Annotated in this window: 22 protein-coding genes and 1 pseudogene; 6 read left to right on the top strand and 17 right to left on the bottom strand. The window is 73.2% G+C overall.

Translation table 11 applies throughout. From position 1 onward, the window contains the following. Nucleotides 1–11: 11 nt before the first annotated feature. Nucleotides 12–527 (bottom strand): Lrp/AsnC family transcriptional regulator, encoded by a 516-nt coding sequence (locus AC067N_RS32925; protein WP_478682578.1) that lies wholly within the window; start codon nt 525–527, stop codon nt 12–14. Nucleotides 528–587: 60 nt separating this feature from the next. On the opposite strand from AC067N_RS32925, the gene AC067N_RS32920 reads away from it, so the two are divergent. After that, the gene (locus AC067N_RS32920) at nt 588–1,823 is read left to right on the top strand and encodes a trans-sulfuration enzyme family protein (protein WP_478682577.1); all 1,236 of its coding nucleotides are present in this window, start codon (nt 588–590) and stop codon (nt 1,821–1,823) included. A gap of 333 nt (nt 1,824–2,156) precedes the next feature. On the opposite strand, the gene AC067N_RS32915 is transcribed toward AC067N_RS32920, so the two are convergent. Then, complete coding sequence (locus AC067N_RS32915) at nt 2,157–3,191, bottom strand: NAD(P)-dependent alcohol dehydrogenase (RefSeq protein WP_478682576.1); 1,035 nt, start codon at nt 3,189–3,191, stop codon at nt 2,157–2,159. 124 nt (nt 3,192–3,315) lie between these two features. On the opposite strand from AC067N_RS32915, the gene AC067N_RS32910 reads away from it, so the two are divergent. Continuing rightward, nucleotides 3,316–3,981, top strand: a complete 666-nt coding sequence (locus AC067N_RS32910; protein WP_478682575.1) for a TetR/AcrR family transcriptional regulator — start codon at nt 3,316–3,318, stop codon at nt 3,979–3,981. A 126-nt stretch (nt 3,982–4,107) separates the two neighbouring features. Here the strand turns inward: AC067N_RS32910 and AC067N_RS32905 are convergent, their stop codons facing one another. The 5 genes from AC067N_RS32905 to pdxR all read right to left on the bottom strand — a co-directional run bounded on the left by AC067N_RS32905 (nt 4,108) and on the right by pdxR (nt 13,410). Continuing rightward, nucleotides 4,108–5,535 carry an N-acetyltransferase family protein gene (locus AC067N_RS32905; protein ID WP_478682574.1) on the bottom strand — a complete coding sequence of 476 codons (1,428 nt, stop codon included), beginning with the start codon at nt 5,533–5,535 and terminating at the stop codon, nt 4,108–4,110. Between the two features lie 123 nt (nt 5,536–5,658). Beyond that, on the bottom strand, nt 5,659–8,424 hold the full coding sequence (locus tag AC067N_RS32900) for a DUF7824 domain-containing protein (RefSeq protein ID WP_478682573.1): 2,766 nt from the start codon (nt 8,422–8,424) through the stop codon (nt 5,659–5,661). Beyond that, the gene (locus AC067N_RS32895) at nt 8,421–9,878 is read right to left on the bottom strand and encodes an SWIM zinc finger family protein (RefSeq protein WP_478682572.1); all 1,458 of its coding nucleotides are present in this window, start codon (nt 9,876–9,878) and stop codon (nt 8,421–8,423) included. The genes AC067N_RS32900 and AC067N_RS32895 overlap by 4 nt, the downstream gene beginning before the upstream one ends. 130 nt (nt 9,879–10,008) lie before the next feature. Continuing rightward, on the bottom strand, nt 10,009–11,598 hold the full coding sequence (locus tag AC067N_RS32890; protein ID WP_478682571.1) for an alkaline phosphatase D family protein: 1,590 nt from the start codon (nt 11,596–11,598) through the stop codon (nt 10,009–10,011). A 360-nt stretch (nt 11,599–11,958) separates the two neighbouring features. Then, nucleotides 11,959–13,410 carry a MocR-like pyridoxine biosynthesis transcription factor PdxR gene (gene pdxR, locus AC067N_RS32885; protein WP_478682570.1) on the bottom strand — a complete coding sequence of 484 codons (1,452 nt, stop codon included), beginning with the start codon at nt 13,408–13,410 and terminating at the stop codon, nt 11,959–11,961. Between pdxR and AC067N_RS32880 the strand changes: the two are divergent. Further along, nucleotides 13,401–14,246 (top strand): annotated as a pseudogene (locus AC067N_RS32880) (EamA family transporter); the annotation flags it as partial. The gene pdxR and the pseudogene AC067N_RS32880 sit on opposite strands and share 10 nt — an antisense overlap. An 87-nt stretch (nt 14,247–14,333) precedes the next feature. Here AC067N_RS32880 and AC067N_RS32875 read toward each other — a convergent pair. After that, nucleotides 14,334–15,164: an alpha/beta fold hydrolase gene (locus AC067N_RS32875; RefSeq protein ID WP_478682569.1), complete on the bottom strand. Its 831-nt coding sequence runs from the start codon at nt 15,162–15,164 to the stop codon at nt 14,334–14,336. Between the two features lie 142 nt (nt 15,165–15,306). Here AC067N_RS32875 and AC067N_RS32870 point away from each other — a divergent pair, with 142 nt between their 5' ends. Continuing rightward, complete coding sequence (locus AC067N_RS32870; protein WP_478682568.1) at nt 15,307–16,194, top strand: RNA polymerase sigma-70 factor; 888 nt, start codon at nt 15,307–15,309, stop codon at nt 16,192–16,194. Nucleotides 16,195–16,450: 256 nt separating this feature from the next. Continuing rightward, nucleotides 16,451–17,212, top strand: a complete 762-nt coding sequence (locus AC067N_RS32865) for a GntR family transcriptional regulator (RefSeq protein ID WP_478682567.1) — start codon at nt 16,451–16,453, stop codon at nt 17,210–17,212. Between the two features lie 119 nt (nt 17,213–17,331). Here the strand turns inward: AC067N_RS32865 and AC067N_RS32860 are convergent, their stop codons facing one another. Continuing rightward, nucleotides 17,332–18,489: an ROK family transcriptional regulator gene (locus tag AC067N_RS32860; RefSeq protein ID WP_478682566.1), complete on the bottom strand. Its 1,158-nt coding sequence runs from the start codon at nt 18,487–18,489 to the stop codon at nt 17,332–17,334. A 291-nt stretch (nt 18,490–18,780) separates the two neighbouring features. Here AC067N_RS32860 and AC067N_RS32855 point away from each other — a divergent pair, with 291 nt between their 5' ends. Next, a complete protein-coding gene (locus tag AC067N_RS32855; RefSeq protein WP_478682565.1) occupies nt 18,781–19,218 on the top strand; it encodes a hypothetical protein in 438 nt (145 codons plus the stop codon). Nucleotides 19,219–19,247: 29 nt separating this feature from the next. Here the strand turns inward: AC067N_RS32855 and mug are convergent, their stop codons facing one another. From mug to AC067N_RS32815, 8 genes are all read right to left on the bottom strand, one after another. Continuing rightward, nucleotides 19,248–19,745, bottom strand: coding sequence for a G/U mismatch-specific DNA glycosylase (gene mug, locus AC067N_RS32850; protein ID WP_478682564.1), 498 nt, complete (start codon nt 19,743–19,745; stop codon nt 19,248–19,250). A gap of 44 nt (nt 19,746–19,789) precedes the next feature. After that, the gene (gene purB / locus AC067N_RS32845) at nt 19,790–21,232 is read right to left on the bottom strand and encodes an adenylosuccinate lyase (RefSeq protein WP_478682563.1); all 1,443 of its coding nucleotides are present in this window, start codon (nt 21,230–21,232) and stop codon (nt 19,790–19,792) included. 126 nt (nt 21,233–21,358) lie between these two features. Continuing rightward, nucleotides 21,359–21,697, bottom strand: a complete 339-nt coding sequence (locus tag AC067N_RS32840; protein ID WP_478682562.1) for a DUF4326 domain-containing protein — start codon at nt 21,695–21,697, stop codon at nt 21,359–21,361. 43 nt (nt 21,698–21,740) lie between these two features. Continuing rightward, a complete protein-coding gene (locus AC067N_RS32835) occupies nt 21,741–22,532 on the bottom strand; it encodes an SGNH/GDSL hydrolase family protein (RefSeq protein ID WP_478682561.1) in 792 nt (263 codons plus the stop codon). Nucleotides 22,533–22,737: 205 nt separating this feature from the next. Beyond that, nucleotides 22,738–23,754 (bottom strand): hemolysin family protein, encoded by a 1,017-nt coding sequence (locus AC067N_RS32830; RefSeq protein ID WP_478682560.1) that lies wholly within the window; start codon nt 23,752–23,754, stop codon nt 22,738–22,740. Then, nucleotides 23,751–25,094, bottom strand: coding sequence for a hemolysin family protein (locus tag AC067N_RS32825; protein WP_478682559.1), 1,344 nt, complete (start codon nt 25,092–25,094; stop codon nt 23,751–23,753). The genes AC067N_RS32830 and AC067N_RS32825 overlap by 4 nt, the downstream gene beginning before the upstream one ends. A 524-nt stretch (nt 25,095–25,618) precedes the next feature. Further along, entirely contained in the window at nt 25,619–26,038 is a 420-nt protein-coding gene (locus tag AC067N_RS32820) for a GNAT family N-acetyltransferase (RefSeq protein ID WP_478682558.1), read from the bottom strand. A 217-nt stretch (nt 26,039–26,255) separates the two neighbouring features. Then, complete coding sequence (locus AC067N_RS32815; protein ID WP_478682557.1) at nt 26,256–26,630, bottom strand: hypothetical protein; 375 nt, start codon at nt 26,628–26,630, stop codon at nt 26,256–26,258. Nucleotides 26,631–26,770: the final 140 nt, after the last annotated feature.

Here is a 26,770-nt window from a genome sequence, read left to right as displayed (position 1 = left end):
CCGGATTCCGCTCAGGGCGCAGCGCCCGTCCCGCTCAGGCCGTGGGGCCGTTCGGCGTCCGGCGGCAGCAGCGGCCCGCACTCCCACTGCTGGAAGATCAACCTGGTCTCCACCCGAGCCACTTCACGCCGGGACGTGAACTCGTCGAGGACCAGCCGCTGGAGATCCGCCATGTCCGCGACCGCCACATGGACGAGATAGTCGTCCGGCCCCGTGAGGTGGTACACGGTCCGCGACTCGGGCATCGCCCGGATCCGCTCCACGAACGGCCCCACCAGCTCCCGCCGGTGCGGCCTGACCTGGACCGACAACAGCGCCTCCAGCCCCCGTCCGAGCTTGGCCGGATCGAGTCGCAGCTGATGGCCGAGGATCACGCCGGATCGGCGCAGCCGCGCCACCCGGTCCAGACACGTCGACGGCGCGACCCCCACTTGGGCGGCGAGGTCGCGGTAGGTCGCCCGTGCGTCGTTCTGCAGCAGGCGCAGAAGGTGGAGGTCCACCGGATCCAGTACGACAGATTCGGCCATTGTTCGAACGTAGCACGGGAAGCGCACCACCGATCCCGTCCGATGTTCACCCTGACGCCCATGAACTCAGCGAGCACGCACGCGTACGACCCCGCACGCATCACGCCGAGAGCACTGGCCACGGAGGCCGTGCACGCAGGCCGCGACGATCTCGCGCGCCAGGGCCTGCACGCCGCGCCCATCGACCTGTCCACGACCTACCCCTCGTACGACAGCCGCGGTGAGGCCGCCCGTATCGACGCGTTCGCCGTCGACGGCGCCGAACCGGAGGGCACCCCGATCTACGGACGGCTCGGCAATCCGACCGTCGCCCGTTTCGAGACCGCCCTCGCCCGTCTGGAGGGCACCGAGAGCGCCGTCGCCTTCGCCAGCGGTATGGCCGCGCTGAGCGCAGTCCTCCTCGCCCGCTCCGCCATGGGCCTGCGCCATGTCGTCGCCGTACGGCCCCTGTACGGGTGCAGCGACCATCTCCTCACCGCCGGGCTGCTCGGCTCCGAGGTCACCTGGGTCGACCCGGCCGGCGTCGCGGACGCGCTGCGGCCCGACACCGGTCTGGTGCTGGTCGAGTCCCCGGCCAACCCGACCCTCGCCGAACTCGATCTGCGGGCCCTCGCCCACTCCTGCGGCACCGTGCCGCTTCTCGCGGACAACACCTTCGCGACGCCGGTCCTCCAGCGGCCCGTCGAACAGGGGGCGCGGCTGGTCCTGCACAGCGCCACCAAGTACCTGGGCGGCCACGGGGACGTCATGGCCGGGGTCGTGGCCTGCGACGAGGAGTTCGCCGGGCGGCTGCGGCAGATACGCTTCGCCACCGGCGGCGTCCTCCACCCGCTCGCCGGCTACCTCCTCCTGCGCGGTCTCGCGACCCTCCCGGTACGCGTGCGGGCCGCGTCCGCGACCGCCGCGGAACTGGTCCGCCGACTCGGTGCCGACCCGCGCGTGGCCCGTGTCCACTACCCCCGTATCGGCGGCGCCATGATCGCCTTCGAGGTCCACGGCGACCCGCACGACGTCATCGCCGGTGTCCGGCTGATCACCCCCGCCGTCAGCCTCGGCAGCGTGGACACGCTGATCCAGCACCCGGCCTCCATCAGCCACCGCATCGTGGACGAGACCGACCGCCGGGGCGCCGGGGTGAGCGACCGCCTGCTGCGGATGTCGGTGGGCCTGGAGGACGTGGACGACCTGTGGGCGGACCTGGACGCGGCCCTGGGCACGGCCGCCACGGTCACCGCCGGCTCCACCGCCGCCGTGGGACAGCCGCCGGTGAGCCTCGGGTCGGTAGCCGGTCACTGAGGCGTCCTTGAGGGGCACGGCCCGCGGGTGCGAGCGCGGGTGCGTGTGCATGTGCGGGTGGCGGCGCCGGCTCCGCCCGGGCGCCATCTCCACTGCCGGTGCGGAACGGTCGGCCGCCCGTGAGCCTCGGGTCGGTAGCCGGTGACTGAACGGGGTCCATGGGGGCGCCGCCCGCCGCCCGTCGCCCGCCGGGTTCTGGGCGGGGGCCTGGCTTGCGGGTCTCGGAGCGGCCGGCCCCGGGTGGCTCTGGCTCCCGGGCTCCCTGGTGCTGCGGGCTGCGGGCTGCGGGCTGCCGGCTGCGGGCTCCCGGGCCCCGGCACGGGCCCCGTGGTATCACTCGGCGGGCACGGTGAGCGCCAGTTTGCCCGTGACACTGCCGTCGAGGAGGTGGCGGACGGCCGCGGCGGCCTCGGCGAGCGGGTACACGCGGTCCACCACGGGGGTGAGGGTGCCCGCGTCGATGAGCGCGGTCAGGTCGCGCAGCCCGTCGGCGTGTTCGGAGGCGATGAACGCGCCCAGCCGCTGGCCGACGAACGGTGACAGCAGCTGGGCTCGGAGCTGCCGGTCGGTGCCGCCGAGCCAGCGCCCGTCCGTCTCGCCGCCGGTGATGACGAGTCGGCCGCGCGGTGTGAGGGCGCGGCGCAGATCCCGCAGGGCGCGGTTGCCCGCGATGTCGATGATCGCGTCGTAGCGGCGCGGGCCCGCGAGGAAGTCCTCACGGGTGTAGTCGATCACCTCGTCTGCGCCCAGCGCCCGCACGGTGTCGAGTTTGGCCGTGCTCGCCACGGCCGTGACCCGGGCCCCGAAGGCATGGGCGAGCTGGACGGCGAAGGTGCCCACACCGCCGGCCGCTCCGGTGATCAGGACCTCCCGGCCCTCCCCGGCCCGTGCCTTGTCGCGAACCGCCTGGAGTGCGGTGAGCGCGCTGACCGGTACCGTCGCCGCTTCCTCGAAGGTCAGGGCGGCCGGCTTGGGAGCGATCCGGTCGGGCCGGGCGACGGCGTGTTCGGCGAACGCGGACGCCGCCGTGCCGTAGACCTCGTCGCCGGGCGCGAAACCGGTCACGTCCGAGGCGACCTCCTCGACGACACCGGCGATGTTGCGCCCGGGATTGGGGAGCTTGGGCCCGCGCAGCCCGCTCACGGGCCGGACCGCGTACGGCAGACCGGCCATCAGGTGCCAGGTGCCGCGGTCCACGCTGGAGGCGCGCACCCGTACCCGTACCTGTCCCGGCCCGATGCCCGGCCGGGCGAGCCGCGCCATGCGCAGGACGGCTTCCGGCACGGCGCCGTAGCGCTCCTGCACGACGGCCCCCATCGTCTCGGTCCCCCCGGCCCGCGCTGCCTCGCTGGTGCTCCGCATCGTCATGTCTCCCGCTTCGGGTGCCCCGCTGGACTTACGCCGTAAGTGCAGCACTTACGGCGTAAGTAGAGCACTTACGCCGTAAGCTCGTCAATCGCCGGAGTCCGCGAAGAGGAAGTGACCGTCCACAGTGACCCGACGTACCACCCCGCAGCCGGCCCGCGAGACGCTCACCCGGCAGCGGGTGCTGCGCGCCGCCGTGGAACTCGCAGACGGCGGCGGCCTGGACACGCTCAGCATGCGCAAGCTCGGCGAGGCCGTCGGAGTGGAGGCGATGTCCCTCTACAACCACGTGGCCAACAAGGAGGACCTGCTCGACGGCATGGTCGACCTGGTCTTCGGCGAGGTCGAACTGCCCTCTCCGGAGGACGACTGGCGGCAGGCGATGCGGAAGCGGGCGGTCTCGATGCGCCAGGTGCTGTCCCGCCACCGCTGGGCGATCGGGCTGATGGCGTCACGGTCCACCCCGGGACCGGCCACCCTGCGTCACCACGACGCCGTTCTCGGCTGCCTGCGTCGAGGCGGGTTCTCCCTCGCCCTGACCGCGCACGCCGTCTCGGTCCTCGACGGCTACATCTACGGGTTCGCCCTCCAGGAGAAGGCCCTGCCCTTTGACACCCCGGAACAGACCGCCGAACTGGCCGAGTCGATCATGAGCGGTTTCGGCGAGGGCGAGTACCCGTACCTGACCGAGATCGCCACGGAGCACGTCATGCGGCCCGGGTACGCCTACGGCGACGAGTTCGACTTCGGGCTGGACCTCATCCTCGACGGCCTCCAGCAGGCGGCGCGCTGAGGACCCGGCGCCGCGCCGGCCGCGCCATGGGCCGGCGGCGTGCCGGAGCACGGCCGTGCGACACAGCGCGGGAGCCGGTCACCGGCTCCCGCGCAGCGGATACGGCCCCGCCGCGGGGGCGGCGGGTCAACGACCCCTGCGGAGCCCTTCCGCGTCCTCGGCCCGGCGGGCCGTCACCGCCTCCAGGCGGGCCGTGATCACCAGCGTCCCTTCCTCGACCTGGTAGTCGAGCGGCAGGTCCAACGCCCGCATCGCCGCGACCATCCCGGTGTTGGACGACTGCGTCACGATGTAGACGTTCGCGCAGCCGGCCTCGCCCGCCATGGCCACCAGCCTGCGGAGCAACTCGCTGCCGATGCCGCGCCGCTGCCAGTCGTCCTCGACGAGCAGCGCGATCTCCGTCTCGTCGCCGTCCCAGAGCAGGTGGCCCAGTCCGACGAGACGCCCCGAGGTGGTCTGCGCGGCGAGCGTCCGCCCGAAACTGGGGCTCAGCAGATGCTTCAGGTACCGGTCCGCGTCGCCGACCGGCCCGTGGTACCGCATGCTCAACGTCCGTGCCGAGCACCGCTCGTGCATGGCCTTCGCCGCTCGCAGGTCCCCGGCGTCGGCGCGGCGCACCATGATGTCGTTGCCCTCGGGCAGCGTCAGCACGTCCTGGCTGCGCGGGATCCGCGGCCCCAGCCGGGCGTCCAGTTCCACCAGGGCCCGTGCCCGCGCGAACTCCGTGGGCGTGAACGGCAGATACGGCCGCTCCACGGTGATCACCCCGCCCTCCGGCGCCCGCAGCCGCATCACCGTGCCCTCCAGGGCTCCCTCGACCGGGGCATTCTCCAGGACCCGGCCCGAGCCGGGGGCGGTGGCGGGCAGCGAACGGATGGTGCAGCGACCGAGCAACTGCCGCAGCGCCAGAGGGAGTTCCGCGGCGTCCAGCGCCGTACGCGTCGCCAGGCCGAGCACCCGCGTCGGCGCGTCCACCAGATCGTGGGTGTCGCCCCGCTCGATCCAGGTCTCGCCGCCGCCCGCGCCGGACACCGCCCGGCTGATCTCCGTGGCGGACAACTCCTCGGGCGCCCGCAGCAGGAACTCGTCCACGGTGCCCTCGGCCAACGGGTGCGTCTGAAGGCTCAGGATGTCGACCCTGTGGGCCGCCAGCGCCGTGCACAGCGCCGCCAGCGAGCCCGGTTCGTCCTTCACCGTCGTCCGCATCCGCCACAGCACGGTCCCCCCGGCCATGGCCTCGGCGCCCGTACCGCCCGTCCCGCCCGCTCCGGCCGGCCCGGCCTGCCGCTCCGCGGGGAGGGACGACCGGGCGTCGGTATCGCTCGTCGGCGGCGCGTGCCCGTGGCGTCGTGTCCAGCGAACGTGGAAACCGGCGGCGGCCAGCAGGACGGCCGCCGGGACCGCCCACAGCACCACGCCGCGCGGCCCGTCCCCGGCCCGGCCGGACACCGCCTCGGCCACGGCCGCCGCCGCGAGCAGCGCGGCGAGGCCGACCATGGCCCGCCGCCAGTGGCGCACCGGGCGCCCGTTCCTCGCCCGCGTCACATCAGACATGTCTGGAGTCATGAGGCCACTGTGAAGGAAGGGTGTTGCGTGATCACGAACGCTTTGTGACTGGACGGTAAAAGCAGCGTTCCGCACCTTTTGTTGCGGATTGGATCACGGATGGTGCCGGGATCAGCCCGGCGCCAGCGCCGTACGCAGCCTCCGTGCCTCGGTCACCAGCCGGGACGAACCCCTCCGGTCCGCCGCCAGATCGAGGCGGGGCAGCTCCCCGTGTGCCCCGGAACGCTCCACGCATTCCGCGGCGACGGCCAGCAGTTCCCCGAGCCCCCGTGCCGGCAGGGCCGCCCTGCCCTTGCCCCTGGCGCCGTCCGTGCCGTCCACGCCGTTCGTGCCGTCCACGCGGTCCGTGCCGTCCGTGCCGTCCACGCGGTCCGTGTTGCCGGCGTCGTCCCTGCCGGGCGTGCCGGTCATGCCGCCCTGGGCGTCGGCGAGTTCGGCCAGCAGGTGGGGCAGGGCCGCACGCAGCAGCGACCAGGCCGTGACGTACGCCCCGGTGGACGCCGCCGTGCGGAGCGCCTCGGCTATCCGCAGCGGCTTCACACAGCCGGTCACGGCCAGTCGCCCGAGGTCGGCGCCCGTCTGCTCGGCGTCGAGCTGCCCCCGCGCCGTCAGAACCAGCAGGGCGTCCACGGCGGCGAGCCGGTCCTCCGGGCGCTTGGCCCCCAGCCCGTACACCACGCAGAGCCGCACGGCCGCGCCCGTCTCACCCTCCGCCTCGGCGAGCGTCGGCAGGAACGAGAACCCGGCCCTGGTGTCCTCGACGGCTCCCTGCGAAAGGTCGCGCAGGATACGTCCCGCCACCAGCTCGGGGCGCCCCGGTACGACAGCCAGCCAGTGCCGCCACTCCGAGTCGTCCCAGTGGGGGCAGTACCAGCGGGCCTGGTACACCGACAGCGGTCGCCCCAGGCGGCGGAACTCCGGTGGGAAGGACTCGTGCTGCAACTCCGGGAGTTCCCCGAACTCCACCAGGACCCTCGGCCCCTTCGTACGGCTGCGCTGAACCGGCTGGGAGGGCACGTCGGTCGCCAGCCACTCCGCGAGCCGGTCGCCCTCCTCCGTGCCCAACTCCCGCGCGGCCACACCGGCGGCCGCCAGCGCGGCCGCGTCGCCGCGCCGTACCCGCAGCAACGCCTGCGCCAAGTCGGCCTCACCGGGCCGGGCACCGAGGCGCCGATAGCCGTCGAGCCGCTCCACCAGTTCCCCGGGCTCCAGCGATCCGGTGCTCCAGGTGGGCGTGGCCAGCAGGAACGGCAGCGGCTCGGTGCGCACCCGATGGGCGACCTCCCGCAGCCGGGCGTCGAAGGCATCGGCGAGACCGCTGTGCACACACCCGTCGGACGCGGACGTGTTCCCGCGCGCTCCGTGCAGGTCGGAGAGACGGACCCGCTCGAACAGCGACGCCAGGACGATCTCCAGGCCGTGCGGGGACTCCCGGAAGTACCGGTCGACGTATTCCGACTCCATCCCCGCCCACCAACGCCTCGCCGCCACCGGGCGGAGCGCCTCCACGAGTGCCTCGCGATCCCGGTGCGCATGCCGTACGAGTCCGTCCAGCGCCCGCTCGAACGCGCTGACGTCGCCCGCCGAGGCCAGCAGTGCGTTGACCTCCTCGGCGAGTTCGGCGACCGTCTCCGGAGCGGGCGCCAGTCGCCTGGGCGAGGGGACGGGAGGGAGCAGTTCCTCGTACACCTCGGGGGCCGTGGGAGCGATGCCGAGGACGTCCTGCGCGCGGGCCCGCAGGCCCGGGCTCAGATCGGCCGCCGCGGCGGTGATCTCGTCCCGCGCCGCGTCCTCGTCACCGAGGTCGCCGATGTGCCGCTCGACCAGCTTCAGCGCCCGCTCCTGCACCTCGGTGTCCTCGTGCCCGAAGCCCTGGGCGACCACGGGCAGCAGCTCACCCGCGGCGGACGGGTCCTGCTTGAGCACCTTGCCCAACAGGACCAGCTGGGAGCGGACGAGCCTGCGCTCGGTGCGGAAGAGCACGGCGCCGGACATCTCGGTGAGCCGGCGTGACCCCAGCTCGCCGTCCAGGGCGAAGCCGGCCAGGACGGACTGCGCGTGCCCGGCCACCGCGGAAGGGGCGTCCGCGCACAGGGACATCCAGTCCGCGATCCGCTCGCACCGCTCGTCACGGGTGAGGTCGAGCGAGGTCAGCAGGCCGAGGAACACCTTGTTGTCCGCCGTGGAGCCGCCGCCGCGCAGCAGCCGGGAGACACAGCCGTCGATGAGGACCTTGCGGTCGAGGAGGCCCTCTTCGGCGAGCTGTGTGAGGGCGTAGGTCCAGTTGTTCAGTCCCTCGCCGTACCGCCAGTCGCTGCGGGCGCCGATCTCCTCGATGTCGAACAGGGCGGCGGCGAGCTCGGCGAGGTGCGGGTCCTTCCGCAGGTTGCCGATGACCGTGCCCGCCTTCCAGCGCGCCCGGCCGATGTGCTCCATCCAGCCCCGCACATAGGTCTCGGAGGTCGGCACCGCACAGCCAGCCAGCTTCACCAGGCCGGACATCAGCTCGTACGGCACCTGCGCGGTGAGCGGCCGCTGCGCCAGCCGGTGCACCAGGTCGGCGAGCCAGTGCGGCTCACGGTCGCCGAGCACGTCGATCAGGACCGCCGCCGGTGCCTGCCGCCAGCGCATGTCGGACCCCGCGAGCCAGTCGGCCACCGCCGCCGCGCCCGTCTGGCAGGCCGCACCGGCCGCGTGCAGCGCCGGATACGCGCGCTGGAGGGGCGAGCCCCACGGCTCGGACCGCAGCTTCTTGCGCAACTCCTTCAACTCGGGCATGCACGCCCGTCGTTCGGCGTCCGTCATGCCGTCCGCCAGGGTGACCACGTCACCCGTGTTCCCCGCCCTCACCGCGTTGATCAGCGTCGTCGCCGTCATCGCGCACCCCCGAAGATGCTCGTCCCGCTCGGTTCCATGTCGGCCGTCGTGCTGTCCGGCCCCATGGGGGCCGGGGTCCCGCCCGTCTCCGCGTCCGCGCCCCGCCGGACCATCCGCACCGCCAGCGCGTGTTTGCAAGGGCCCCGCCCGCCGCGGTACTTCGCCCACCACAAACAGGAGCAGCTCAGTGTGCCCCGGTCGTCGCGGACCCGGTGCACATGGCCGTCCTCGGCGGTCACCGTGCCGAGCGCGCCGTCCAGCGAGACCGCTCCGGCGGCCACCAGGGCTCGGGCGGAGCGCAGCCGCGGGTTGTGGCGCTCCACGCGGTCGGCGTCGTAGGGGAGTTCGCGGTGGAAGTAGGCGGCCTCCGCCGTGTCGTAGCCGACCCTCCCCGAGGTCCCCAGCCGGGTCAGCGCCGCCCGGACCCGCTCGGTGGTGAGGCCGGAGGAAGCGGCCAGGTCGCCGATGTCGATGCGCGGCTCCCAGGCGAGGAGGACGGAGACCAGCTCCGCGTCCTCGGCGGCCTCGTCGGTGGCGAGGGCGTCCAGCACACCGCCCTCGCCGGAGAAGCCCCGCGCGGCCTCGGGGGACAGCGTGAGGGTGAGCCGCATACCGGGCAGCTCGACCTCCCAGGCACTGGCCAGGGCGGCCGTCCCGGCGGCCGACGGGCCGTAGACGCGCAGCGCGGTCGCATGGCGCAGGACCCGCTGCAGCGCCACCAGCCGCTCGGGGCCCGGCAGACAGACGGCGCCCGGCACCGGCCGTGTCGTCGGGCGCAGGGTACGGCCGGAGGGCACGACCCACTGGGCGCCCCGCGACGCGCCCCGCCCGCCGCCGCGCGGCAGTGACCGCAGGAACCGTACGGCTTCGGCGGCGGTCAGCTCGGCCCGCAGATCGAAACCGGCGGCGACCACCTGGGCCTCGGCGAAACCGCGCAGCCAGCGGTCCGGCAGCGGCACCTTCTTCTCCACCACCGGGCCGTCCAGCGTGGTCACCGCCAACTCGTCCGGGCCGACCCGCAGATGGAGCGGATCGGCGGAGCCGACACGGGACAGCGCCTCGCGCAGCGGGTTGTTGACGTCCACATTGGTCGTGCCGTGTCCGACCTCACCCCCGTCGAGTCCCGGCTCCAGGACGTCGAGCCGGGCGTACACCCCGCCGCAGCCGGAGAACGACTCGAAGCGCAGCCGGTCGCCGTTGCCCGTCACCACCGGGTCCAGGGAGGCCCGCAACTGCTGCTGGTAGTACCGCGCCGCCGCCACGTCCGCGACCGCCAGCAGCCCGGCCGCGGCCACCTGAGGCGAGGTCAGGAAGCCCGTGAAGAACCGCGGATGGTCCTGGAAGCCCGTCGGGGTCGCGCCCCGGGAGGTCTCCAGTCCCAGCAGGGGTCCGCCCGCCGCGGACTCCAGCACGGAGGGTCGGGTATAGGCCACGGCCTGCAAAGATCGCGTCATGGGAAAACCGTAGAAGCGACCACTGACAATCGACCCTGACCTGCGAAAACGCGGCGGGCGACCCGGAGTTGCCGGGCCGCCGCCACCCGGGGTGTGCCCGGACCGCCGACGGGGATTCAGGCGGGGCGGGTCACTGCCCGACCAGCCCCGGCTGGAGCGTCTTGGTGTAGAGCACGGCGCCGTCCTGCTCGCGCAGCCGCACCGTCAACTCCCCGCTGTGACCGTCGATGTCGACCTCGCCGAAGAACTGGTAGCCGCCCGCCGGCGACACGTTCGCCGTGCTCGGCGCCTTGACGAAGACCCGTTCGGGCCCGAAGGTGCCGTCGAGGGCGTTGGCCGGGAACGCACCGGCGTTGAGCGGCCCGGAGACGAACTCCCAGAACGGCTCGAAGTCGGTGAAGGCGGCCCGCGACGGCTGGTAGTGCTGTGCCGAGGTGTAGTGCACGTCGGCCGTCAGCCACACCGTCCCGGTGATCCTCCGGTGCTTGATGAACCGCAGCAGTTCGGCGATCTGCAGCTCACGCCCGAGCGGCGCCCCGGGATCGCCCTGTGCCACCGCCTCGATGTTCGGCTTCCCGTCACTGGTGTCCGGTACGACCAGGCCGAGCGGCATGTCGGAGGCGATCACCTTCCACACCGCCCGAGACCGCGACAGCTCCCGCTTCAGCCAGCGCAACTGCTCGGCGCCGAGGATGCCCACCGGGTCGGTGCTCTGCCTGCCGGGCGAGTTGGCGTTGCGGTACGTCCGCATGTCCAGCACGAACACGTCGAGGAGCGGACCGTGCCGCACCACCCGGTGCACCCGGCCCTCGCGGGAGCCCGGCCCCAGGGTGGAGACGGGGAAGTACTCGCCGAAGGCGCGCCGGGCCCGGGCCGCGAGCACGTCCACGCTCTTCTCCGTGTAGCGCGTGTCGGTGAGGATCTCGCCGGGGTACCAGTTGTTGACGACCTCGTGGTCGTCCCACTGCACGATCGACGGCACCTGCGCGTTGAACCGCTTCAGGTTCTCGTCCAGCAGGTTGTAGCGGAAGTTGCCGCGGAACTCGGCGAGCGTCTCCGCGACCTTGGACTTCTCCTCGGTGGTGATGTTCCGCCACGTCCCGCCGCCGGGGAGCGTCGCGGTCTGCGCGAGCGGCCCGTCCGCGTAGACGGTGTCACCGCTGAACAGGAAGAAGTCGGGGTCCAGCCGGCCCATCGCGTCGAAGATGCGGTAGCCGCCCCGGTCGGGGTTGATGCCCCAGCCCTGCCCCGCCAGGTCGCCCGACCACAGGAACCGCACGCCGGAGCGCCGCTTCACCGGGGTCGTACGGAACGTGCCGGTGACCGGTTCGCCGGTGCGGCGCGGGTCGTCCGGGTCGGCGAGGAGGACCCGGTAGTGGATCTGCTCACCGGCCGGCAGGCCGCGCAGCCGGGTCGTACCGGTGAAGTCGGTGCCGGCGCCGAGCAGCGGGCCGTGCCATCTGCGCGGGTTGCGGAACGACTCGGTGGCGGCCGTCTCCACGATCATGCGCGCCGGCCGGTCCGAACGCACCCATACGAGACCGGAGTGCGCGCTCACGTCCCCGGCCTGCACACCCCATCCCGCCCGCGGCCGCCCCGCCCGGGCGAACGCCGGGGCCGCGGCGAGCGAGCCGGGGAGGGCGAGGGCCGCCGACGCGGCCAGGGAACCGCGCAGCACGCTCCGGCGGCCGGGCAGGGAGATCGGCGGACGATGTGACATGAATGAGCCTCCTGGGACGGATTCGGCCAGTGCGCAGTGCCACAAGTACTGGTGCGCCGAGGCGCACACGGAAACGACAAGTGAACAACTGACCGGGGCCGCGTGGGAAGCACGCCGTGACGCCCGGGCGGGGCGTGTCGCGGGGACCGGAGGCGGCCGGGCGGGAGTGTCGCGGCAGGTCATACGGGACAACCCTTAGAGCTCCGAACAAGAGTGGAGTCCGATCGGCTCGCGGCGTCTGGTGCGTGCGATCGCAAGGCGCCGGAAGCTCCTTGTAGCGGGGCTACCAGGGGCTTTCGGCAACGCGGCGAGCGTGCGTGCCAGACGCCGCGAGCCGGGCTCCACTTTTGTTCGGAGCTCTCAGCGGGCCGCCTCCGCCATCAGCCGTACGCCCTCCCGGATCCGCGCGGGCGGCAGGTGCGCGTACCCCAGGACCAGTCGCGGTCGGTGGTCCGGCACACGCCCGTAGCGGCCCAGCTCCCGCACCGCGATCCCGGCCGCCGTGACCCGCTCCAGGAACCGGTCGCGCGGTCCGTACCGCTCGGGCAACGTCGCGATCACATGGAGCCCGGCGGCGATCCCGGACACCCGCGTACCGGGGAGGTCCTCGGTGAGGGCTGCCACCAGGGTGTCCCGGCGTTCGCGGTAGGCCCGCTGGCAGCGGCGCAGTTGCCGGTCGTAGTCGCCGCGCTCCACGAACCGGGCGAACACGGCCTGGTCGAGGGTGGGATGGCCGAGATCCATGGTCCGCTTGCGCTCGACGACCTCCTCGGCCAGTGACGCCGGTACGAGGAGCCAGCCGAGCCGCAGCCCCGGGGCGAGCGACTTGCTGACGGAGCCCGTGTACGCGACCCGCTCGGGGTCGAGTCCCTGCAGGGCGCCCACGGGGGCGCGGTCGTAGCGGAAGTCGCCGTCGTAGTCGTCCTCGACGACCAGCCCGTCCACCGACCGTGCCCAGTCGAGGAGTTCGGCCCGGCGTCGCGCCGAGTAGGCGATGCCCGTGGGGAACTGGTGGGACGGCGTCGTCACCACCGCCCGCACCCCCGAGTCCCGCAGCGGACCCATGACCGGCCCCGCCTCGTCCAGCGGCAGTGGCACGGTGCCCATCCCGGCGGCGGCGTACAGGGACGCGTGCTCCGGGCTGCCGGGGTCCTCGACGCCCAGCGCGCGATGCCCGCGCGCGTGGAGCACGTGACCGAGCAGGGTCATCGCCTGGGCGACCCCGGAGACCACCACCAGCCGCTCGGGGTCGGCGGCCACGCCCCGGCGACGGGCGAGCAGTTCGGTCAGAGCGGTGCGCAACCGGGGCAGTCCACGCGGGTCCGGGTAGCCGAGCGCGTCGTGGGGGAGTTCCGCGAGGACCACGCGCTGCGCGGCGGCCCAGGCGGCGCGCGGGAAGAGCGACAGGTCGGGTGTGCCGGGGACGAAGTCGGCGCGGGCGCCGGGGGAGCGGGGAGCCAGATCACGTGCGCGTGGCGGCGCGGCACGGACCGCGGCACCCACCCAGGTCCCCGCCCCCCGGCCGCTGCGCAGATACCCCTCCGCCGCCAGCTGCTCGTACGCCTCGGTCACCAGCCCGCGCGACACCCCCAGATCGGCGGCGAGTTCCCGGCTCGACGGCAGCCGGGTCCCCTGCGCCAGCCGCCCCGTACGGATCGCCTCCCGCAGCGCGGCCTGCAACGTACGTCCACGCGCGCGTGCCGGCGCGGAGGCGACCGGCAGCAGCAATTCCCAGGCGGCGGCCCAGGTCGCGGACCCCCCGCCGTCCCCGGTTGAGCGGTCCGGCGGTGAATTGGTCCCCGATGACGTCATGGAAGTGGACCTTAAACCGGTCCGCCCGCGTCCCTAGCGTCACCGTCATGAACGCCACCACGGCCCGCGGAGCCCTGCTCGCCGCCCTCGCCTGTGTCCTCGTCGGCGGCTCCTTCACCGCCAACAGCGTCCTCGGCGACTACCCGTACGCCGGCGGCCAGTTCCTCCGCTACGCGCTCGCCTGCCTGCTGCTGCTCCCGCTCCTGGGCCGGGGCGGCACGGCGCCGCTGCGCCGTCTCACCGCCCGGCAGTGGGCGCGGCCGGCGCTGCTCGCCGCGGTCGGCATGGTCGGCTTCAACCTCGCCGTGCTCGCCGCCGAGCGGACGGCGGAACCGGCCGTGCCCGGCGTGTTCGTGGGCTGCGCCCCCGTCGTCGTGGCCGTCCTGGTCCCCCTGTCGGAGGGGCGGCGCCCCCAACGGACCGTGCTGTACGGGGCGTCGCTGGTCGCGGCGGGCGCGTTCACCGTCCAGGGCTGGGGCCGCACGGACGGTGCCGGGATCGCCTTCTCCGTCTGCGCGCTGGCCGGTGAGGTCGGCTTCGCGGTGCTGGCCGTGCCGGTGCTGCGGCCGCTCGGACCGCGGCTGCTGTCGGCGACCGTGTGCGGCGTCGCCGCGGTCGAGTCGGCGGCCGTCGGCCTGGTCGTCGACGGCGGTTCGTGGCTGCGCCGCCCGGACGGCACGGAGGCCGCCGCGCTGCTGTGGCAGGCGGCGGTCGTCACCGTCATCGGGTTCGTGTGCTGGTACATGGGCATGCAGCGGATCGGCGCCGAGCGGGCCACCCTCTTCTCCGGCCTCATTCCGGTGGCCGCCGCCTGCACGGCGCCCCTCGTCGGCACCGGCTCCTACGGCGCCGCCCAGGCCGTGGGCAGCGCCCTGGTGGGTGCCGGGGTGGCCCTGGGCTCGGGGATGGCGGCCCGCCGCGGCTCAGCGGCTGCCGTCGAGGATGACGCGGGCCACCAGCGCGGGGTCGTCGTTCATCGGGCAGTGGCCGCAGCCGGGCAGCCGCACCAGCCGGGCGCCGGGGATGATCCGCTTGGCTCGGACGCCCTGCCGGGGGACGAGCAGCCAGTCCCGCGTGCCCCAGGCCACGGTGACCGGCAGCTCCGGTACGTCGTCGGTGAACAGGACGCTGCCACCGGCCCGGAGGGTCGCGTCGAACCCGGTGGCCCCCGCCAGCGCGAGCGTCTCCGCGACCACCGCCTCGGGTGAACGGCGGCTCGGGCGCGCGTAGATGGTGCTCGTCAGGGCGGCCCGCCCGGCCGCCGAGCGGGACAACCGCTCGACCAGCGGCAGCGGCATCCGCCGGGAGATGTGCCGCATCGTGAGCAGGATGCCGAAGGCGTAGCGCCGCTCGGCCTCGTTCCAGAACCCGGCGGGCGACAGGGCCGTGACCGACCGTACGAGCTTCTCGCGGCCCAGCTCCAGGGCGAGGAGACCGCCGAGGGAGTTGCCCGCGACGTGGGGGCGGTCGAGCCCGAGGGTCTCGCAGAAGGCGCGGAACACGGCCGTGGTCGTGGGCAGGTCGTAGGTCAGGCCGTCCGGGAGCCCGGGGGAGACGCCGAAGCCGGGGAGGTCCACGCTGATGACCTCGCGTTCCGCCGCCAGCAGGTGCACCACCGGGTCCCAGGCCTGCCGGTGGTGGCCGATGCCGTGCAGCAGGAGCAGCGGTTCGCCGGTGCCCTCACGCGCGTAGGAGACCGTCACGGGCTGCGGGCCCAGCGGGGAGGGAACCTTGAAGGAGACCGTGGCGGACATGGTGCAGCTCCTCGTCTGTGAGGGTGGGGCGCGCCGTCGTACGGCATTCCTAGACAGCTTGTCAGCAACCGCTACCGGCGGGTAGTCCCCGTGGGTAACAAACGCCCTGGACACCCGCCCGCGCGTCGGATGGGATGGGACGGTGACCACTGACACCGCGACCGACGTCTTCGAAGAGCACCGCCCCGTCCTCATGGGAGTCGCCTACCGCATGCTCGGCAGGGTCGCCGACGCCGAGGACGTGGTCCAGGAGGCCTGGCTGCGCTGGACCGGCGCCGACCGGTCCGGCGTACGCGAACCCCGCGGCTACCTGGTCCGCGTGACCACACGTCTCGCCATCGACCGGCTCCGCCAGGTCCAGTCCCGCAACGAGGCATACCCCGGACCGTGGCTGCCCGAGCCCTACGTCACCGACTACGAGGCCACCGTCCCGGACGCCGCCGAACGCGCCGTGCTCACCGACACCGTCTCCCTGGCCGTCCTCGTCGTCCTCGAGTCCCTCTCGCCCCTGGAGCGCGCGGTGTTCGTGCTCCGGGAGGCCTTCGGCTACCCCTACGCCGAGATCGCCGGCATGCTCGACCGCACCGAGCCGGCCGTGCGCCAGCTCGCCGGGCGGGCCCGCAAGCACGTCGACGAGCGGCGCCCGCGCTACGAGGTCGACCCGGCCGAACGCCGGGAGCTGACCGAGCGGTTCCTCGCCGCGGCGGCCGGTGGCGACCTCGGCGGGCTCATGGCGCTGCTCGCCCCCGACGTCCGCCTCGTCGCCGACAGCGGCGGTCTCGCCAAGGCCCCGGTGCGGGTCATCGAGTCCGCCGACAAGGTGGGGCGCTTCCTCCACGGTGTGGCCGGCAAGGGCGCCGAGGACGCCTCGTTCCGCTTCATGGAGATCAACGGCGGCTCGGCGCTGGTCGTCCTCGTCGCGGGCAAGCCCGACGCCGTGTTCCAGCTCGACGTCGCCGCCGGGCGGATCCAGCGCGTCCACATCCTGCGCAACCCCGAGAAACTCCTCGCCCTGTCGCTCGACCGATAGCCCGTGGGCCGTCGCGCGCCCGCCCGCCAACCGCCGTACGACGTGTCAGGCAGTCGGTCGTACGGCGGTCCGCCACGCCGTCATGAAGCCTCTGTGAACGCTGTGCCACGCCCCGCGCGGTGGATGGCCGGGGGTTCGAGGATTGGTCTTGACCAAGGGTGGGGGCGGGCCTATGGTCGCAGGAAAGTGCAACAACCTTTAATAAACAAGGGCGCCAAAAACGCCGCCGGGACACGGCGAAGCAGCGGAGGACAGGGTGGGGACCCAGCAGCTCGAATCGGTGCCGGAACCGAAGTACTGGCACCTGAAGACCGTGCTCAGTGAGGCATTGGACTCCGAGTTCTCGGTGGGCGAGATCCTGCCCAACGAGCGCGACCTCGCGGCCCGCTTCGGCGTCGCCCGTGCCACACTCCGCCAGGCCCTGGAACAGCTCGAACTGGAAGGCCGGCTCCAGCGCCGGCGCGGCGTCGGCACCACCGTGGCCCCGCCCCGCGTGGGCGTCTCCGTCGGCGGAGAGCAGCAGACCTGGCCGGGCACCATCGGCGACGCCTGGCAGGCCGTGGACTGCACGGAGGCGGTGCCGCCCACCGCGGTCGCCGAGATCCTGGACACCCTCCACGGTGAGCAGGTGCATGTCGTACGCCGCTCACGCATGTCCCACGGCCAGCCCGTGGCGGCCGAGCTGCTCTACATCCCGGCCGCCTCCGTGCCCGCCCTCTCCGCCATAGACGCGCCCTCCGGCACGGCACGCGCGCGTGCCGTGCTGCGCGAACTCCAGCGGCTGGACCTGGAGGGGCAGGACCGCTCGGTGGAGCTGGGCTCCGCGCGCGCCGACGACGCGAAGGAACTGGACCGGCTGCCGGGCGCGCCCGTCCTCGTCGTCACGACCCGCTTCTTCGCCGAGGGACGTGCCGCCGCCGTCTCCCTGGCCACCTACCGCGCCGACACCTGCCGGCTGACCTTCGGCGCCTCGGGCGGCGTCGAGATCCACCACGGCCCGGAACGCAGGGCGTCCTGAGAACACCGGCTCCCGCGGGCCGCACGCGCCGCGTGTCCTGAGCACACCCGCAGCCCTCAGCCGCACCGCCGCGCCCCGGACACGTCCCGGGACGCGGCGTTTCTCATGCCCAGGAGGGGTCAGCGCCGGGCTGTGACCGTGCCCTCGACCGCGAAGAGCTGCTCCTCCACATGGTCGAGCGCGAGCCGCAGCGCGCCCATGGCGACGGCCGTCTCGCCCAGCCGGGACAGAGTCACCCGGGGCGGCCGAAGACAGTAGCGGGCGAGTTCCTGCCGCAGCGGCTCGAGGACGTCGTCGATGCCGGTCGCCCAGCCGCCGACGACGACCAGTTCGGGGTCGAGCGCGAGCACGAGCGCGGCCACGTCGTGCACCAGCCGCTGCAGGAAACGCTCCACCGCCGCGCGGGCCCGCTCGTCCCCCTCGCGCGCGTGCTTGAACACCTCGGCGACGGCCTGCTCGTCCAGCGGGTGCAGCGGCTCGCCGGTGGTCGACAGCAGCGTCTCCGGCGTGGCCTCCCGGCCCAGCAGATGCAGCGCCCCGATCTCCCCGGCCGCGCCCCCGAAGCCCCGGTGCAGCCGCCCGCCGATCAGCGAACCCGCGCCGGGGCTCAGCCCGGCCAGTACGAACACCATGTCGTCGGACTCGGTGGCCGCGCCCTTCCAGTGCTCGGCGACCGCGGCGGCGTTGGCGTCGTTCTCGACCAGGACCGGGCACTTGAAGGAACGGCTCAGCCGCTCGCCCAGGTTCAGCCCCGTCCACTCCGGCAGGGCCGTGCCCAGCCGTACGGTGCCGTCGGCCTCGACGATGCCGGGGGTGCCCACGCCGACCGCGCGCAGCGAGTCCCGCGAGACACCGGACCTGCGGAGCAGCTCCGCTACGGTCGAGCGCAGCCGCTCCAGCCGCTCGTCCGCCGCCGCGGTCTCGTTGACGTCCCTGGTCAGCGAGCCCAGCACCCGCCCGTCGAGGTCCGCGAGGAGCGCGGTGACCCCGTGCGAGCCCACCTCCAGCCCGAGCAGATGGCCCGCCTCCGCCCGGAAGCGGTACCGCCGCGCCGGCCGGCCCTGGCGCCGCGCGGCCCCTTCCTCGGCGGCCTGCTCGACCACCAGCCCGGCCTCGACCAGCCCCTCGACGACGCCCTCGACCGTGGGCCGGGACAGCCCGGTGACCCGGGTGATCTCGGTGAGCGTCGCGTGATCCGTGGCGCGCAGCGCGCGCAGCACCACCGCCGAGTTGATTCTCCGGAGCAGAGAGGGATCCCCGCCGGTCAGCTGCCCCAACGTCCGTCCTCCCGGCTAGCCCGCGTGTCTGCCGGATCGTACTCGCCGACGCCGACCCCGGCGAGTGCCTGCCGCCCCCGACCTGCCCCGGCGCGACCACCCACCGGCCGGACCCGGCCGCCCTCCGTGGCCCCGGTGATCGCCGTCCGACCCGCCGACCCGGACTCCGCCGACCCGGACTCCGCCGACCCGGACTCCGCCGACCCGGGCTCCGCAGATCCGGACTCCATCGGTCCGGGGCCGTCCGCTGACGGGCCGCCAATTGTCAGTGGTGCCCGCTTTACTGGACGCATGAGCATCACACAGCACCTCGCCCTGATCGAGCGGCTGTGCTCCGCCGAGTTCCCCGCGGAGCCCGGCCGGTCGGACGCCGGCACGGGCGGGCCCGGCTATCACGTCGCCGCGTTACAGACGAGCGCCGACTTCTGGGAGGACGACGGCGCCCGCCGGGAGGAGACCGAGGAACAGTACGAGGCGGACCGGGACGCCCTGTCGGAGCGGCTCACCGAGCGCTGGGGCGCGCCGGACGTGTTCAGCCTCTGGAGCGTCCTCGAGCGTTCCATGGCGGGCGAGGACATACCGGAGCCGTGGGCGGTGCTCAGCGCGCACGTCCCCGACGTGCACCTGTGGCAGGTCGACGGCCGCTGGGTCGCCCTCGGCGTCTCCCAGTGGGACAAGGAACTGCCCTTCCAACTCGTCGCCCTGATAACGGCGACGGACCCGCCCTGACGAGGCTCCGGTCCTGCTCAGCCCTTGGCTCAGTCCTCCGCCGCGACCCGCAGCCGGGCGAACTCCTCCACCATCGTCGCCGCCGTCCAATGCGCGTTCAGACCGCTGGGATTGGGCAGCACCCACACCCGGGACGCGCCGATCCTCCGCTCCTGCGGACCGACCACGGCCCTGCGGTCACCGAAGGCCGCCCGGTACGCGGTCACACCCACCACCGCCAGCCACCGCGGCCGCAGCCGCTCCACCTTGGCGGTCAGCAGGCGGCCGCCCTCGGCGTACTCCTCCGCCGTCAGCTCGTCGGCACGCGCCGTCGCCCGGGCGACCACGTTGGTGACGCCGAGCCCGTACGACGGCAACTCGCCCTGCTCGGACGGCTTCAGCAGCCGGGGCGTGAAACCGGACAGGTGCAGCACCGGCCAGAAGCGGTTGCCGGGCCGGGCGAAGTGGTGGCCGGTCGCGGCCGTCATCAGGCCCGGGTTGATGCCGCAGAACAGCACCCGGAGGCCGTCCGCGACCACATCCGGCACCAGCCGGTCGCGGGCGGCCTCAAGCTCCTGCGGGGTGAAGCGCGTCAGAGGATCGCTCCCGGGGTGTAACCGGCCGCCTCCGGACGCTGCTTGACGATCTCCTCGACGCGGCCGACGACGACGGCGACCTGGTCGGACGCGGCGCCCGTGAAGGACAGCTTGTCCGCCATCAGCGCGTCGAGCTGCGCACGGTCCAGCGGGATGCGCTCGTCCGCCGCCAGCTTGTCGAGCAGTTCGTTGCGCTCGGCGCCCTGCTCCCGCATCGCGAGGGCCGAGGCGACGGCGTTCTCCTTGATCGCCTCGTGGGCGACCTCGCGGCCGACGCCCGCGCGCACCGCGCCCATCAGGACCTTGGTCGTCGCGAGGAACGGCAGATAGCGGTCCAGCTCACGCGCGACGACGGCCGGGAAGGCGCCGAACTCGTCGAGCACGGTCAGGAACGTCTCCAGCAGGCCGTCCAGCGCGAAGAACGCGTCCGGCAGCGCGACCCGGCGCACCACCGAGCAGGACACGTCGCCCTCGTTCCACTGGTCGCCCGCCAGCTCGCCGGTCATCGACGCGTAGCCGCGCAGGATGACCATGAGGCCGTTGACGCGCTCGCAGGAGCGGGTGTTCATCTTGTGCGGCATCGCCGAGGAGCCGACCTGGCCCGGCTTGAAGCCCTCGGTCACCAGCTCGTGCCCGGCCATCAGCCGGATCGTCTTCGCCAGCGACGACGGCGCGGCCGCCAGCTGCACCAGCGCCGTCACCACCTCGTAGTCCAGCGAGCGCGGATAGACCTGGCCGACGGAGGTGAAGGCCTGGGAGAAGCCCAGGTGCCCGGCGATCCGGTCCTCCAGCTCGGCCAGCTTCGCGGCGTCGCCGCCCAGCAGGTCCAGCATGTCCTGCGCCGTGCCCACCGGGCCCTTGATGCCGCGCAGCGGGTAGCGGCCGAGCAGCTCCTCGACCCGGCCGTACGCCACGAGCAGCTCGTCGGCGGCGGTCGCGAAACGCTTGCCGAGGGTGGTGGCCTGCGCGGCCACGTTGTGCGACCGGCCGGCCATGACCAGCTCGCCGTACTCACCGGCCAGCTTGCCGAGACGGGCGAGGACCGCCACCGTGCGGTCGCGCATCAGCTCCAGGGAGAGACGGATCTGGAGCTGCTCGACGTTCTCGGTGAGGTCGCGGGAGGTCATTCCCTTGTGGACGTGCTCGTGCCCGGCGAGGTCGTTGAACTCCTCGATCCGCGCCTTCACGTCGTGCCGTGTGACCTTCTCGCGCTCCGCGATGGAGGCCAGGTCGACCGTGTCGAGGACCCGCTCGTAGTCGGCGAGCGCCTCGTCCGGCACCTCGATGCCGAGGTCCTTCTGGGCTCGCAGCACGGCCAGCCAGAGCTGCCGCTCCAGCCTCACCTTCTGCTCGGGCGACCAGAGCGTGGCGAGCTCGGTGGAGGCGTAACGTCCGGCGAGGACGTTCGGGATGCGGGGCTTGGCTGGCGCAGAAGTCACGTGTACGGATTCTACTGGCGATTCCTGCAGGTGGACGCAGCGGGCCCGCTCGTCGGAACCTACGAGAGCCCGGTCACAGACCCACCCGTGGCGGGCGCCCGACCGCGCGACCTGCCGGAAGCGGCCTCAGCGCCCGTCGGCGAGCTCGGCCAGGACGTCCCCGTGACACAGCTCCGGCGCGCACCAGCAGGCAAGCGTCCTGCCGCGCAGCTCCGGGACCAGCTCCAGCAGGTCGGGCCGGGCCGACAGATATTCCCGGTACTTGGCCATCACCTCGGCCCGTGTGCCGTCCCGCTTCCTCTTGTCGGTGTCGGGCTGGAACGGGTTGTAGAGCGGATGCTGCGGCAGGTCCCAGTGGCCCATGGTCCAGCGGCGGCCGATGTACACGACGTCGTCGGGGGCCTTCTCCAGCCGGGGCCCGAAGTCCTGGATGCGGCCCTTGAGGTTGATCACGGTCGTGGTCACACGCGGCTCCCTCCGGTACGGCCCGCTCGGGACCCCACGGACTTCAGATTGCCGGTTCCTCGTACGGCAGCAACTCAGGGCGCTTCGCCGGCAGCCCGTCGCCGGAGGAGCGGCCCGTCAGCCGGCGGCCGATCCACGGCAGCAGGTACTGCCGGGCGAAGCGGGCGTGGGCCACCTGACGGGCGACCCAGGCGGGCGGCGGTGTCGCGGCCATCGGCGTACGCCACTCGGCGTCCTCGGCCGGGTAGCCGAGGGTCTGCCAGACGGCTTCGGCGACCCGGCGGTGCCCCTCGGCGGTGAGGTGCAGACGGTCCACGTCCCACATCCGGGGGTCGGCCAGCGAGGGGGCGCCGTACAGGTCGACGACGACTGCCCCGTGCCGGGCGGCCAGGTCGTCGACGCAGACGAACAGTTCCTCCATGCGCGGGCGGAACCGTTCCAGGACGGGGCCCTGGCGGCCGGGGCTGCGCATCAGGACGAGCTGCTTGCAGGCCGGCGCGAGGCGCTCCACGGCCTCCTCCAGCAGCCCGCGCACCCGGCCCATGTCGCACTTCGGGCGCAGGGTGTCGTTGAGACCGCCGACCAGCGTGATCACATCCGCGCCCATCGCGGCCGCCACGTCGACCTGCTCGGCGACGATCTGGCCGATGAGCTTGCCGCGCACCGCGAGGTTGGCGTACCGGAAGCCGGGCGACCGCGCGGCCATCCGGCCCGCGAGGAGATCCGCCCAGCCCCGGTAGGAACCGTCGGGAAGCCGGTCCGACATGCCCTCGGTGAAGGAGTCGCCGACCGCGACGAGGCTGGAGTACGTGGGATGCGTGGCGTTCGTCTGCATGGCGAGAGCGATGGTATCCCGTTCACATACCCGACGGTCGGTCGCCCGTCTCATGGCCCTTCGCGTACGCCTCACGGCCCTTCGCGTACGCCTCACGGCCCTTCGCGTACGCGGCCCGGCTTCGTCGCGTACGCGGCGCGGCCGACCGCGTACGCCGCCACCCTCGGCCCTACGCGGTCGGCCGCCCCCTTCGTCGTGCCGGCGATCAGGCTGCCGGCTGCCCCAACAGTTCGCGCAACACGTCCTCCATGGTCACGATTCCGCCGAGCCGTCCGTCCGCGCCCAGGACGGCCGCCAGGTGCGTACGGCTGCGGCGCATCGCGGTGAGGACGTCGTCCAGCGGCGTGGTCTCCCGGACGCGGGCGATGGACCGCATGTCCCGGATGGGGAACGGCACATCGCGCGGGGCCGCGTCGAGCGCGTCCTTCACATGGAGGTAGCCCACGATCCGGCGTCCTTCGTCCACCACGGGGAAGCGGGAGAACCCGGACTCCGCGGACAGCCGCTCCAGCTCCTCCGGGGTGACGCCCACGCGCGCGTACACGACGCGTTCCAGCGGGAGCACGACGTCCCGTACGGGCCTGCGGCCCAGTTCGAGCGCGTCGTGCAGTCGCTCCCGGGCACGGTCGTCGAGCAGGCCGGCCTCGGTGGAGTCCCGGACGAGCCGGGCCAGCTCCGCGTCCGAGAAGGTCGCCACGACCTCGTCCTTCGTCTCGATGCGCATCAGCTTCAGCAGGGCGTTGGCGAAGGCGTTGACGGTGAAGATCACCGGCCGCAGCGCCCGCGACAGCGTCACCAGCGGCGGACCGAGCAGCAGAGCGCTGCGCACCGGCTCCGCGAGCGCGATGTTCTTCGGCACCATCTCGCCGAGCAGCATGTGCAGATAGGTGGCGAGCGTCAGGGCGATGACGAACGAGATGATGTGGCCCGCGCCCTCCGGCACGCCCATCGCATGGAACGCCGGTTCGAGCAGATGCTCGATCGCGGGCTCCGCGACCACACCGAGGACCAGGGTGCACAGGGTGATGCCGAGCTGTGCGGTCGCCATCAGCGCCGACACGTGCCGCAGACCCCAGAGCACACTGCGGGCCCGGCGGTCGCCCTGCTCGGCGTACGGTTCGATCTGACTGCGGCGGACCGAGATCAGCGCGAACTCGGCGCCGACGAAGAAGGCGTTGACGACCAGCGTCGCGAAGCCGATCAGCAGCTGGACGGCGGTCATCGCCTCTCCTCCTCGTGCTCGTCGTCGGCGTCGGCGTCGGCCGGCGCGTGTAGCAGTACCCGGGCGGCCCGCCGCCCGGAGGCGTCCACGACGTCGAGCCGCCAGCGGGCGACCTCGACGGTGTCGCCGACGGCCGGGATGCGGCCCAGCTCGGTGGCGACGAGGCCCGCGAGCGTCTCGTACGGCCCCTCCGGCACCCTCAGGCCGACGCGGGCGAGCTGGTCGGTGCGGGCGGCGCCGTCCGCCGAGTACAGCTCACGGCCCTCCTCGTCGGTGCCCACGGGAGCCAGGTCCGGGGTCTCGTGGGGGTCGTGCTCGTCGCGGACCTCGCCGACGACCTCCTCGACTATGTCCTCCAGGGTCACCACGCCCGCGGTGCCGCCGTACTCGTCGATCACGACGGCCATCGTGCGCTTGCCCGACAGCCGGTCGAGGACCCGGTCGACGGTCAGTGACTCGGGGACGAGCAGCGGCTCGCGCAGCAGCTCCGACACGGAGGTGCGCAGCCGGCGCTCGGCGGGCACCGCGAGGACGTCCTTGATGTGCACGGTGCCGACCACCGAGTCGAGACTGCCCCGGTAGACGGGGAAGCGGGACAGGCCGGTCGCCCGGGTGGCGTTCGCCACGTCCTCGCAGGTCGCCAGCGCGTCGAGGGCGATGACCTGCACGCGTGGCGTCATCACGTTCTCCGCGGTGAGGTCGGCCAGGTTCAGCGTCCGCACGAACAGTTCGGCGGTGTCCGCCTCCAGCGCGCCCTCCTTCGCGGAGTGCCGGGCGAGGGCCGCCAGCTCCTGGGGGCCGCGCGTGGAGGCCAGCTCCTCGGCGGGCTCGATCCCGAAGAGGCGGACGAGACGGTTGGCGGTGTTGTTGAGGTGGGTGATGAAGGGCCGGAAGGCGGCGCTGAACCAGCGCTGCGGGTTCGCCACCTTCTTCGCCACCGAGAGCGGCGAGGAGATCGCCCAGTTCTTGGGCACCAGCTCGCCGACGACCATCAGGACGACCGTGGACAGGGCCGTACCGATCACCAGCGCGACGGAGCTGGACGCCGAGGCGGGCACGCCCAGCGACTCCAGCGGGCCGGCGATCAGCTTGGCGATGGACGGCTCGGCGAGCATGCCGACGACCAGATTGGTGACGGTGATGCCGAGCTGGGCGCCGGACAGCTGGAACGTCAGATTCCGTACGGCCTTGAGGGCACCGGCGGCACCCGGCTCGCCGCGTTCCACGGCCCGTTCCAGCCGGCCGCGCTCGACGGTGGTCAGCGAGAACTCGGCGGCCACGAACGCGCCGCAGACCAGTGACAGCAGCACTGCCACCAGAAGGAGGAGCACTTCGGTCATCGGGTCACCTCCGTCCCATGGTCCGGCAGGGGCGGGATGATCGCGCGATGTCGTGTACCGGCTCGGGTGCGACAGGCACTGGGCCGGCTACTGGGAGGCTCGCCCATGGGCGGACGCTCACGACCTTTCCGTAGAGGGTCAATGGTCCCCCCATGGTAAAGGATCGGCAAAGTAGCGCATCGTCGTCCCGGTCGCATCGGCTCCCCCCGGTCCCGCGAGCGGCTCACCCACCGCCCCCGGGTCTCCCGGAACGCGTACCCGGGCGCCCGCCGCGCATGACGGTGCGGGCCTCGCCCCTTGCGAGTTCTTTCACGGTGCCCCCGCGACCTGATCGGACGCTCACAGTGAGAGGACCCCTTTTAGAGCTCCGAACAAGAGTGGAGCCCGGCTCGCGACGCCTGGCACGCACGCTCGCCGCGTTGCCGAAAGCCCCTGGTAGCCCCGCTACAAGGAGCTTCCGGCGCCTTGCGATCGCACGCACCAGACGCCGCGAGCCGATCGGACTCCACTTTTGTTCGGAGCTCTTACAGAGGCTTGACCCAGCGCCGCCAGTGGTCCTCGCGGTGGTAGCCGGTGGCGGCCCAGGCGTGGTGGGCCTGCTCGTTGGCCTCCAGGACCATGGCGTCGACGCGTCGCCCGCCGAGGGCGGTGAACCGCTGTTCCGCCGCTTCCAGCAGCGCGGTCGCGATGCCCTGCCGGCGGCTGTCGGGGTGTACGGCCAGCCGGTAGGCGGAGCACCGCCATCCGTCGAAGCCGGCTATGACGGTTCCGACGAGGCCGCCGTCGCGCTCCGCGAGCAGCAGGGCCTCGGGGTCCCGGGTGATGAGCCGGGCCACTCCGTCGTGGTCGTCGCTGATGCTGGTTCCCTCAGCGGCGTCGCGCCAGAACCGCAGCACGGTGTCGACGTCCGAGAGGGTGGCGCAGCGGATGACAAGATCACTCATGGGCTGAGCCAAGCAGAGCGCCCGCCCGCCTGGCGAACGGGTTTCCCCGACGGGAAAGCGCGAGGGCCGGACGCGGTCCCGACGCCGGCGCGCGCGTCCCAGCGAGGGGTCCTTTCACCATGAGCGCGCGACCCGGGCGCTCATGGTGAAAGGACCCCTCGGCGGCCCGGGACACGGACGACCGGCCGGTGGCTCGCCACCGGCCGGTCTCGTGGCCTTACGCGGAACGGCTGCCGCCACGCCACGGCGGGGCCGTCGGGCGGCGGGTGTCGTGCGCGGTGTGGGCGGCCTTGTCGGTCTGGCGGTGCAGACGGTCCTGCAGCTTGTCGACGACCTCCCGGCCGGTGGCCTCCTCGGCGAGGACGACCACCTGGTGACCGCCCACACGCAGGTCGGCCGTGGCCAACCACGGGTGCTCCGCGTGACGGGCGGCCGCCCGCACGATCCGCACCTCGCCGCTGACGTCGGGCATCCCCGGCCGGCTGACCACCGCGTCGATCTTCGTACGGGCGTAGTCGAGTGTGTCCTTGTCCACCGGGCCGTCCGAACGCAGCCGCACCGCGGGCGCTGTCCGGGACTTGTCGCTGGTCATGGTGATGTCCTTTCCGAAGGGGTCGACGTGGTTCAGGCGGCCGGGCCGGGCAGCCAGAGGTCGGGGCCGAAGACCTCGTAGCGGATGTTGCGGGCGGGTGTTCCGGCGTGCAGCAGCTGGGTGCGTGCCTGTCGCATGAA

It is taken from the genome of Streptomyces sp. NPDC042364, from assembly GCF_056437585.1.
The sequence above is the reverse complement of the archived record's forward strand: the minus strand, read 5'-3'. Positions and strand labels throughout refer to the sequence as shown.